We start from the raw sequence: 11,393 nt of genomic DNA, 5'->3' as shown, positions 1-11,393 counted from the left end.
AATTTATTAATGTGCAAATTTTATTTTTTATGGTATAAGTACGGCTTAAATTAATATTTAATAAAAACAAATTTGCTGAATATATAGTCATTTTGGGTAAAAAATAATTTTTTAACTGAAAGAAAATTATTTTAAAACAAAAAAAACAAAGTGCTAATTTACACTTTGTTTTGTTTTTAATTTAAATATGAAAGTTTTAATTTTGTTTAGATTGTGATTTTTAAAAAATAAATACAAAATCTCTAAAAAAACAAAGAAAATAATAACCGGTAAAACTAGTGGCAGAATTTTTTGATACTGGTCTAATCTTTGATAATTTTCAATAATCGGATAAATCCCTGCACCTATAAATACACTATAAGTGATGGAATTTCTATATGTTTTTTCAACTTCAAATAATGTAAATGAGTATAAATATTTTCTAATAATTGGTAAAACATAATATAAATAAATTTGTCTTTTGGATTTACCTATATTCCTAAAAAAGTTGAGTTGTGTTTGATCTAGAGAATTAATTGCTTCATTTATTTGTTTGATTAGCGACCTAAACGATGATATAGTCAGTATAAAAATCAATGCAGTATGTGTATTAACTAGTGGATTAAATATAAAAAAGAAAATTATAACTGGCATAGATTTAATAAAACTTAAGAAGATTTTAAATCCTATACTAACTACAACTTTATTTAGTTTTTCAGGCATAAAATATGCATAAATAAGGCTTAAAAGTAATCCTAAAAATAATGCAACATAAGTTTGTTGAGTTAAAGTTAAATATATTTTTCACTGGTAAATATCACTAAAATCAAAATTAAACATTTTTGATAAAGAATTTTGATAATAAGTTGTATTTATAAAACCGTTTTTTGAAATGTTTATAACTAAACTTATAATTGTGGAAAACGTAAAGATAACAAAGAAAATAAAAGTTAAAATTAATAACCATTTTTTGTAGTTATAACTTACTTTTAAGTCGATATTTAAGTTTTTAAAGTAAAAACTATTATTCTTAAAAACTCACTTATTAAAGCTGAACATCAAAAGTTCTAAACTTAAAATTAAAACCATTATATAAAAAATAGTTATACCTAAAAATTGATATTTATTATAGTAACTATTAAAGAAAAATCCTATACCAACTATACCAATTGAACCTAAGATTGTGTTTCATCTTATATTTGATTCGATCGCTAAAAATAGGTTCATTAAGTATTTATTTTTATTAAAGATAAGAATGTATTTAATAAAGGATTTGATTGGTTTATTAGATGATTTTTTAGCTAATACAAAAGCTAAAAAGTCTGTAGATTCAATAATTTCGACAAAATACCTGTTCATTCACAATCAAGTAAACCAGCTAAAAATAATAAATGCAGCTACTTTTTTATCAATTATTAAGTTGCTAAAGGTAAAAATTAAAATAATCGTTGGTAAAGATCTTAATAAAATACAAATAACCCTATTAATTCATGGAATTAGTTTGTATTTATACAGTTTAGGGACACTTAAAATAGATGTAAAAAAAGCGATTATCACACCAAAAAAACTAGCAGATAAAGTTATTTCTATAGTTATCCACAAGTATTTTAAATTTATTAGTCACAAATTAAGACCAGGTAAATCTGGATCAGTGCTTTGGAAACTAAAAATATCTCTTAAAATCCTAATAGTTCTATCAAAATTTGGATTAGTAAAATCAAAAAAACCTAAATTATAGAGAAAAATAAAAAATATAACTACAGCAATAAAAATACAAGAGTAAAATTTACCTAATTTAGCTCTACTATTGTTGATAAAATTAGTCATAAAAATACTTTAGTAAATCTTTTTGCTCAATTTCACTAGTGACTAACACTTTTTCGACTTGATTTTTGTTTATACAAATTAAAAAATCACACTCTTGTAATGCTAAAGTGATATCGTGAATTGCGATAATACTGTAATTTTTTTTATTTTTATTTAGTAAATCAAAAACTTGCTTAGAGTTTTCAATATCTAAATTACTAGTAGGCTCATCTGCTAATGTTATTAGTTTATTTTTAAATAGTGAGTATGCTATATTAAGTTTCTGTTTTTGACCTGAAGATAGATTTTTTAGTGGTATAAACGCATATTTTTCAATGTTTAAGTTGACTAAAATACTTCATAAATCTTCTTTTTGCTTTTTAGTCAAAATGCGAAATAGTTTATAAAACCAATTATTAAATTGATCAAAATCTAACAATACATTAGTATAAAAATCATAATCATCTAAAAATAATGATTGAGTTGGAATGTAACTAATTAAATTTTTGAATTTTTTTGTTTCTTGTTTAGATAAATTTTTTAAATCTTTGTCATCAAAATAGATAGAACCATTTTGAATCAGTTCTTTATCAAAAATAGATTTGATTAAAGTACTTTTACCAGAACCATTTTTACCAATTAACCCATAGATATAGCCTTTTTGTATTGTAAGTGATACATTGTTTAAAATGTTTTCTGCTTTATCTGGGTATCTTAAACTTACATTTTTAAATTCAATCATTATTTATCTTCATAAACCTTTGTTAAGTTATTTCAAAATTCATCAGTGTTTTTGATGGTTTTAAAGCCGTTAAACCCATTTTCATCACCTCATGTGTTTTGGTTATTTTCTTTTAATACCTTAAATGTTTCAGCTATTGCTTCTTTTTGAGCTTTTGAAAGATTATTGTTGAAAACTCCAACATTATAAGGGATTGGGTCTGTAACAGTTAAAAAATCAACAACTTGATTTGGTCTTGAAGCTGGATCTGGACTGAATACATCTGGGTTTTGAACTTGTTTATATAAGTAATATCCTTCATTTTCAAAGAAAATATGAATATTAGTATCTTTATTCATTTTATTCAAACTTGAAGGCATAGCATTTTTTTCAACTAATTCGGTATTTTTTAATGAAACAAAATTATTTCCTGCTTTATTAAAATGCTTTTTAAATAATAAATTCGGAAGTTGATATTTGCTTCCTGAACTAGGTTTTCCAATTCCGATTTGGAATTTAGAAAAAGATTTTCAATCTTTATTGTTTCAAGCTTGTTTGATTTCACTAATTTGTTCTGGTGTTGCTACTAAAACAATTATTCCACGCTGGAAATCAACTAAATCATGACCTAAATTTTGATAACCATCTACATAAACTGTACCATTTCAATTCATACCATTTTCTTTATTATTTCACTGCGCTCTTGGTATTCTTGAATAAACCTTAAACTCATTTGAAGCAATTTCTTGTAGTTTTAAACCATTTGGTTGCTCATAAAAATCATTAACTAAATCACCTTTAAAAGCATTAGTTAATGTTTGAATATATGGTTCAAAACATTTTTGCTTGAATTCATCGATGTTTTGGTAAATTGATGTAGCAGACATAAAAGCTAATGAAATTTCATTTTTTAATAATTGCTGTGATAGAAACTCATAGCTACTATCACTGCTAGCTTTTAGTTCTATTTGGTTATCTAAACCTCTTTTTTGTAATTGTTTTTGTAACTCAGTTTTAAAATTTTCTTCATATTGAGGAGAAAATTTTCCTAGTAAATTAATTTTTAATAACTTGACTTCACTGTTTTTTTGTTCAGTTTTAACACAACTTACAGCTAAAGCTGGTAAAAATAAAACCGAACTCATAATTGACTTAAATAATAATTTCTTCATATAAAAAAACCTTCCTAGGACAGGAAGGGAGCGAAAAAAAGAAAGACTCGCTACGCAGGCATTACCCTGATCAGCTAATAAGAGTATTTCTCAACCTATGTTTAACAATTAAATATAAGTACCTCTGTCCTATATTTAATTGTATCATACTAAAAGGCATTTTCGTTAATTTCATCTTTATTTAAAGGTTCTTGTGGGTTAGTTTTTAGTTCATTAAATAACTTTTTATCTGATTGAAGATCTAAAATTTTATCACTATCAAATTCTTGATAGTCGGTTAAATCAAATTCCAATTGATCATTACTATCAACAAAATCAATTTCAACTGTATTTGATGCATGCTTTTCATGGCTATTTTCAGCATGGTGATGTCTAGTTAATTGATTAGTTCATCTTAAATAATTTTCATACGTAGCATAAATATAACGCTCATCGTCATCTAAATAAATAATATTATCATGAATATATAAAGGATCTTTGGCAGGTTCAAAGTAAGTTAAACTTCTATTTTTTATTAACCTTTTAACTCAAGGATTAATAGGATTAGCAAACAACTTATCAACTTTTCCACCTTCTATTAAGGTGTTGTTGTCAAAAAAGTGTACATAATCAAAATGTTTTTCAATGTGATACAAATTGTTTGTAATGTACATAAAGGTAAGTTGATACTTATCAATAATTCTTTTTACGACTCTAACAACATTATTTCTAACTTCAGAATCGCTATCGATGTCATTGTCTTGAATCATAAATATTTGTTTATTTAAGAAAATGTACTTAGCTAGTTTCAAACGAATAATTTCAATCAAACTTTGTTCTTTGTAAGGTGTAATAAATTGTGCATAAGGTATAGATAAATTTTGATAAATACCAGCAAATTTAATCAAATTTATATATTTATCAATTGCTTTTTTATTAACTAATAATTTTGAGTTAGTAAATTCAGTCAAATCAGTAAACAACTCAAATAATCACTTAACTTTGTTAAAAAATAAAACTAATTCACTGAATTTTTCAAAGGTTTCGTTAATTTTTATAGCTTGTGAAGCTTTCTTATTAATTTCGTCAATATATGCTGAAAATTTTCCGATAATACTATAAAGAGTTTTTTCTTTATTTTTAAAATTAGTTATGTATTTAGTTTTAACATCAGCAATAGCGCCAAAAAGTCTTTTTTGTGAAGTTGTATTTCATTCACGCTCAGCACGATAAGAATCAATTAATTGCTCTAATTGATGTTGTTTTAATAAATTATTAAAACTAGCTACTTGCATAAATTTGATGTTATTGATGTTTTTAACATCTTGTTTTAATTTTTGAATTCTTTGTTTGATATCATTTGAACGATTTTTATCAATAATTACAAAGTTAGAAAAATTATGTGTGAATTCAATATTAACTTTATTTTTAATTATTTTTTTAATTTGGCGATGAGTTTTATCTTTAATTGAACTTTCGTCAGTAATAATTAATTTACTTTGTGAGTGAATTTGGTGATATAGGGATCAAATTTCATTTTCATTTAAATATTTAAGGGTTTTCTTGCAATATTTAATAATTTGACGTACTTTTTTATAAACGTAAATTTCTAACAAAATATCATAATATTTATGTTTGTTATCCCTTACGGCATTAACTTTTAAGTAGTTATTTCCAATAGAACCATCAATAATTTTAAGAATAAAATCATATTGTTTAGCAGCCGAATCCATGATGTATTCAATGTATTCATGATAAAAATCCATTTCTAATTTATAGTCTCTAGATTTTAACTCACTAATAACTTTTGTCATTGAATGCTTGTTGATATCACGCATATACTTTAAGCTAATTTCACTGTCATTAATTAACTGTTTTTGACTAGTTGCATTACTTTTTTTATAAGTTGAATATGAGTTTTGGTGCACTTCTCTTAAAGTAACAATGGTTTTAAATAAATGCCCAAAAACTGTATCTCTAACTATTTTCAGTTTTTTGTAAGCTTCAGTAATAAAATCTAATTCATTAGCTTGTTTAGTAAATTTTCTACTCAAAAGTATGTTAGTTGAACGTTTTAGTTCTTCAATAATAGGTGCAAAATTATCAATAAATTCACGAAGTGGACCAAAAACCGCGTTTTTGTAAGGCAAATCAAATTCATTAAGTAGTGTGTTTACTTCTTCATTAATTTCAGGTTCTAACGAACAATTAACACCACTATTTCACATATCAACAAAAGGAGTAATTATCTCTAAATCACTTGAAAGTTTTCTAGTATCAATAAATGTGATTATGTCTTTGATTTCTTTTTGATTAACAACTAGTTTTTTTTCATTGTAATAATTACCACGCTCAAAAAGCCCAAGAGATACATTATTTTTTTTATTTCTTAAAAATTCAATTAAGTTTTCTAAGGTTAAAACTGTATTTTTTTCACTAATGAAAAAGGCGGTTATTTCGCCTTTGTTTACGTTGATACGAGGAAGATTTAAGTATTCGATACGTTCATTATTTTCAACAGGACCGAAAATATTGCCAATTGTAAAGTAGTTAAATTTTCTTGACATATTCCTCCTTAACCATTAGTAAGATAAATTCGCATTTTTATTAATTAATTTAGAAATAATAATGTATGAGTAATAAATAACAAAAGTGTTAAATCAAATTTTAATAGGTGAAGTTAAAATATGTTGACTAAATCAGAAGTAAAATGAGCTTGTTTCACCTTGACCTAGTGCATGTAAATCCGCAAATGATAAAAGTGGAATATTAATTAGTTCTAAATATGCAGAAAAAACAATAATTGGAACTAAAATACTGTAGCGACTAAATGACATAAAAAAGCGTGCTACGATGACAAAAATTGTCATAATCATAATACCAGAAGTCATTAATCCAAGCATGATTGCTTTGTTTGGGATAATTGATTTTGAAATATAAACATCTGGAATTTGTAACTGGATAATACCCATAATTGTTACAACTAAAGTAAGGAAAATAACAGCATTAATTAAGTAAATATTTGACAATAAACGATTTGAGTTATCGTTTGTTACATATTTTTTACGAATATATAATTTTTGAATTTTTAAACCAATAATATCTACTTGTCTTTTCTCATTAGAAGCTAATGCTGCACGGAATTCCATTCCTAAACGAGTAATTTTGGATGCAATAACTTGTATTCTGTATTCTTTTGAAAAAGCTTTATTCATGAATTGGACGAAATAAAACCCAAAAACTCCAGCTACTAAACCATTCATCGAAGTTGCAACTGTGTAAAGGATATTATAGCCGGCAGGTGGTATAAAAAGCAGTGAAAGAATATCGCTAACTATACCAACAAAAATTCCAATTAAAGGTCCAAATATAAAACCTGAAATTTTTACCGGAAGACCAATAAAACTAATTTTATAAGATGAAAGTGTAATCAATGGCATAATTTGAGCTGAAACTACTGTAAAAGCAACTGACATTGCGATTAAAATAGCAACAAACGCCATTTTTCTGATTGTTCATCTTGAAGCTAGTTTAAATTCTTTGAATTTAATGACAATAAAGCTATTTAAAAAAGATGACTTATTCATATATTAAATTTTATATTAATATTTGAATATTTATTATTTTTAAAGCAAAATATTGGGGCAAAATGTCAATTTTTCTCCAATAAAAAAGCATTCATTTTTAATTAAATGAATGCGTATTTTAAAACTTATTCAGCGATAATACCACTAATTCTTTGTCTTTCTAAATCAAGATTACTAATTTCAGCATTAATAATCATACCTGGATAAAACATTTCGTATAAGTTTTGTTCATTTTTCAATTTTAAATCTGAAGTATGAATAAATAATGATTGCTTAATTCCAATATATACAAAAATACCAAAGTCTGTAATATTTTCAACTGTACCAGAAACTTTTGTTCCTAATTTTAAGTCTTCCATGTTTAAAATTGAATCTTTTAGGATAAACCCTTGTTTATCATTTTCGATCCTTTTTAAAGGTTTGTTAAGAGCTGTTAAAATTAGTTCTACATCATAATTATTCGAATTAAATAATTTAGCAACTTCTTCAACATTAATGCTTGAAACATCAATTCCTTCATTAGTTGGTACTAAATTAAATTTCTTAATAATTTCTTTAGCTAATGGATATGATTCTGGGTGAATAAATGTGCGATCTAAAAATTCGTTTGAGTTGAAAATTCTAAGGAATCCAATACATTGTTCAAATGATTTAGGCCCAATTCCTTTAACTTTTTTAATTTCGTTTCTGTTGGCAAAACTACCATTTTGTTGTCTGTGCTCTATTAAGTTTTCTGCTAATTTAGGTGTTAGACCAGCAATGTGAGTTAAAATCTCTTTAGTTGCTGTGTTAATATCAACACCGACTAAGTTCACAACTTTTTCTACCTTAAAATCAAGGTATTGGGTCAATTGCTTTTGATTTAAATCATGTTGATATTGTCCTACACCGATTGATTTTGGATCGATTTTAACTAACTCATTTAGTGGGTCTAAAAATTTACGACCAATATTTATTGCACTTCTTTCTTGAACATCTAAATCAGGAAATTCAGCGATTGCAACTTTAGAAGCAGAATACACACTAGCTCCAACTTCTGAAACAATTGCATATTTGACATCTAATTTGTTTTCTTTAATTAGGTTCGCAATAAAGTATTCTGTTTCACGGCTAGCAGTACCGTTTCCAATTACAATAATGTTGATTTTGTATTTTTGAAGCATAGCTAAAGTGATTTTTTTAGCTTCATCTACTTTTTTATGTGGTGCATTTGGGAAAATTTTTGCAATGCCTAAAACATCACCATTTTCGTTTAACGCAGCTAACTTACACCCATTAGCAAAAGCAGGGTCAATTGAAAGTATATTAACGTTTTTGATAGCTGGTGCTAGAAGTAATTTTTCAACATTATTAGAAAAAATTTCTATTGCTGATTTTTCAGCTTTTTCGAATAAATCATTAAAAATTTCACGTTCAACACTTGGTAAAATTAAACGTTTTAATGAATCATGCAAAGCATCTATAACATTATTTTTATTGTTTCTCGTTTTATCAATTACTTTTAAAATAATAGTTTCCAAATATTGTTCTTTGTAATCAAAGCTTAATTGAACAACTTTTAAGTTTACAGCACGGTTAATTGCTAAAATATTATGATTTTTAATAAATTTAATCGGTGAACGATAATCGTAGTAATTTTTGAATTTTTGATCTGGATCTGGAGCATCTTTTTTTACTTTTGTGATAATAGAACCATAATTTAAGATTTGTTCTTTGATTGCACTTCTGATATTAAAGTCTTGTGAAATTCATTGAGCAATAATGTAATTTGATTGCTCAATAGCAAATTCAACTGTTTTAACTTCATCTGTTAAATATTTTTTCGCTTCTACAAGTGGATTAAATTTTGGATCTTTATTTGTAAAAATACGTTTAGCTAAAGGTTCTAAACCTAACTTAATAGCTTGAGTAGCTTTTGTTACTTTTCCAACCTTAAACGGTTCATAAAGTGCTTCTAGTTCGCTTTTTACTTCGGTAGCTAAAATTTTAGCTTTTAATTCATCAGTTAAAAGTTCTTTTTCAGCTAGTATTTTTAAGATAGCTTCTTTACGGTCGTTTAGTTCGCTATTGTATTTATATAATGATTCAATTGTGTAAATTTGTTCTTCATCCAGTCCACCAGTAACCATTTTACGATAACGAGCAATAAACGGCACTGTATCACCGTTTGCTAGCATATTTAAGACAGTTTCAGTTTGATCAACTGAAATATTTAGTTTTTTAGACACGTTTATAATTGCTTGTTGATTCATTTTTTTCCTTATTTTTCAACTTTTTGGTTAGTTTTTTAGCTTCTTTAGTTGGAACTATAAACATTTTAAGTACTTTGTGTATTTTAAGTTTTTCAATTAAATCAGCTGCTACTTTGTAATTTTGATTACGATTTAGAACGCTAAATTTTTCAATTTGTCTTTCTAAATAATCTTCAGTAACTAGCATTACACCATTATCTTCAGGTGCTAAGTTATAACTAGCTCCTTTAGGGCAAATTACTAGGTTGTAAATTGGTCCATCAAATCTTGTTAAATTTCTAATTTTTTGAATGTGTGATTTATTTTGAAATACTGGGTTTAGTACTTTTCTTTCTTTGTTTTTTGTATCAATTAGTCGAATTTTTGAGTCATATAAATTACCAACTAATTGGCCAATATAGTACTTAACCTCCACAACAACCATAAATTTGTTAAATACTAGTATTCCATCAATTTCAGTGATACCACTAAAGCTAGATTTATATTTATTTTGTCCTAAATATTCAGCGTTATAGACTTTAGCATATGAACCTAGTTGTTCGTTAATTTTTTGTTCAAATTGAAAGCCTAGTGTGTTATTTTTACGCTTAGTTCTTTGTTTATTACTAAAATAGCAATAATAAAATAACACCACTACTATAGCGCCTATAATTAAGGTATAAACGATTGTAAGTAGTAGCACTAAAACATTATTTAATGTATCACTAATTTCTAATTTATCCATTTTGCCTCTTTTGTATGCTAATTATAAACTTTTTAGCATTTTAAGCGTTAAAAAAATATATTAAAGCGTTTTATTGGCTTTAATATATTTTTATATTGAACTTAAATTTACTTATCTTTTTCTAAATCAGCAGGTTTAGTCATAAATTGTGATTTAAAGTTTTTGTATGCGATAATTTTCACAATTAAAGGGTTGATTAGTGACTGTGTAATTCCTTGTACAAATAAGTAAAATACAGGGGCTAAAAAGTCAGCAATAATCATAATTACAGTACCAGCAATAATGCTATAGTATAGTGTTGTGCTTGCTTGAACAATATCACCATTACCAGTGTTTACTAAAGTAGCAAATTTAGCTAAATTTACGTGAGCTTTAATTGATTCGCTTGTAGGTCCAACAAATAAAGCTGGAAGTTGTTGTGATAAACCACGTGCTGGGTTAATTGCTGCAGATCCACCTAAAAGACCCATTCACACCGACATTGAAATAACGAACATAATGAATAAATCACGGTATTTGTTATTAATGTTAGGTGAGAAAATTGGGAACAATAAGATTGAAGTCATTACTAATTCGACAAAGAATATTCATGCTGTTCCAGATGCTATTGTTGGAGTTGTTGTTAAAGGAAATGCTTTCTTCGCTGCAGAAATAGCATCAATTGGTGCGTTAGGTAAAATTTTAACTCCGTTTAATTCAGGAGCAGTTACAGATCCAACTGCAAATATAATTGCACCTGCTACCACACCACCTAAGGCTTGAATTAAGATTTTGTAAGTTGTATAGTAACCATTATTTGTACCATTTAAATATCTCATAAATGAAACTGCAGGGTTTAAATCACAGCTTCAACGTAAGAAAATAAATAAACATAAGGCAACAACCACAAATCCAGCATAAAATCCAACTAAAATTGGATGTAATAAGTAATCTTCAATAATAATTGGAGTGAAGTTTTTAGAACTTTCTTTTCCAATATATAAGCTAAGTCCAGCAAGACTTAATGCGATAAAAATTGTACCAATAAATTCAGATACACCATGAATTAATCATGTTCTAATATCTTTTGGTTTTTCTGCGTTTTTTCTTCTTTCTTGAGTTAATTTATAGAAAGAGAAAAAGCTCTTAAAGAAAATTCAAAAATCTGACGATTTTGAGCTTTTTTGTGTCATA

The 11,393-nt window shown here is 26.2% G+C and carries 9 protein-coding genes and 1 riboswitch; of the genes, 1 reads left to right on the top strand and 8 read right to left on the bottom strand.

Annotated elements, in window-relative coordinates; genetic code table 4:
• Window positions 1-153 precede the first annotated feature (153 nt).
• Window positions 154-1,206, bottom strand: coding sequence for an ABC transporter permease subunit (locus ACJA23_RS00470; protein WP_406614261.1), 1,053 nt, complete (start codon window positions 1,204-1,206; stop codon window positions 154-156).
• 28 nt (window positions 1,207-1,234) lie between these two features.
• On the opposite strand from ACJA23_RS00470, the gene ACJA23_RS00465 reads away from it, so the two are divergent.
• Complete coding sequence (locus ACJA23_RS00465; protein WP_406614259.1) at window positions 1,235-1,717, top strand: hypothetical protein; 483 nt, start codon at window positions 1,235-1,237, stop codon at window positions 1,715-1,717.
• An 81-nt stretch (window positions 1,718-1,798) separates the two neighbouring features.
• On the opposite strand, the gene ACJA23_RS00460 is transcribed toward ACJA23_RS00465, so the two are convergent.
• The 7 genes from ACJA23_RS00460 to ACJA23_RS00430 form a co-directional block, all read right to left on the bottom strand.
• Window positions 1,799-2,527 carry an ATP-binding cassette domain-containing protein gene (locus ACJA23_RS00460; protein WP_406614257.1) on the bottom strand — a complete coding sequence of 243 codons (729 nt, stop codon included), beginning with the start codon at window positions 2,525-2,527 and terminating at the stop codon, window positions 1,799-1,801.
• A complete protein-coding gene (gene cypl / locus ACJA23_RS00455) occupies window positions 2,527-3,678 on the bottom strand; it encodes an ABC transporter thiamine pyrophosphate-binding lipoprotein p37/Cypl (RefSeq protein WP_406614255.1) in 1,152 nt (383 codons plus the stop codon). The genes ACJA23_RS00460 and cypl overlap by 1 nt, the downstream gene beginning before the upstream one ends.
• Before the next feature lie 30 nt (window positions 3,679-3,708).
• Window positions 3,709-3,814, bottom strand: a riboswitch (TPP riboswitch).
• Window positions 3,815-3,827: 13 nt separating this feature from the next.
• Window positions 3,828-6,224 (bottom strand): MAG1360 family OppF-related protein, encoded by a 2,397-nt coding sequence (locus ACJA23_RS00450; protein ID WP_406614253.1) that lies wholly within the window; start codon window positions 6,222-6,224, stop codon window positions 3,828-3,830.
• A gap of 15 nt (window positions 6,225-6,239) precedes the next feature.
• Window positions 6,240-7,244: an ECF transporter S component gene (locus ACJA23_RS00445; RefSeq protein WP_406614251.1), complete on the bottom strand. Its 1,005-nt coding sequence runs from the start codon at window positions 7,242-7,244 to the stop codon at window positions 6,240-6,242.
• A 125-nt stretch (window positions 7,245-7,369) separates the two neighbouring features.
• Window positions 7,370-9,496: a helix-hairpin-helix domain-containing protein gene (locus tag ACJA23_RS00440; protein WP_406614249.1), complete on the bottom strand. Its 2,127-nt coding sequence runs from the start codon at window positions 9,494-9,496 to the stop codon at window positions 7,370-7,372.
• Complete coding sequence (locus tag ACJA23_RS00435; RefSeq protein ID WP_406614247.1) at window positions 9,465-10,220, bottom strand: nuclease-related domain-containing protein; 756 nt, start codon at window positions 10,218-10,220, stop codon at window positions 9,465-9,467. Before ACJA23_RS00435 ends, ACJA23_RS00440 begins: the two co-directional genes overlap by 32 nt.
• Window positions 10,221-10,327: 107 nt before the next feature.
• A complete protein-coding gene (locus ACJA23_RS00430; RefSeq protein ID WP_406614245.1) occupies window positions 10,328-11,392 on the bottom strand; it encodes an aquaporin in 1,065 nt (354 codons plus the stop codon).
• Window position 11,393 lies beyond the last annotated feature (1 nt).

Origin of the sequence: Mycoplasma corogypsi, from assembly GCF_045276875.1 — a bacterium.
In the GTDB taxonomy this organism is placed as follows: domain Bacteria; phylum Bacillota_I; class Bacilli_A; order Mycoplasmatales; family Metamycoplasmataceae; genus Mycoplasmopsis; species Mycoplasmopsis corogypsi.
The sequence above is the reverse complement of the archived record's forward strand: the minus strand, read 5'-3'. Positions and strand labels throughout refer to the sequence as shown.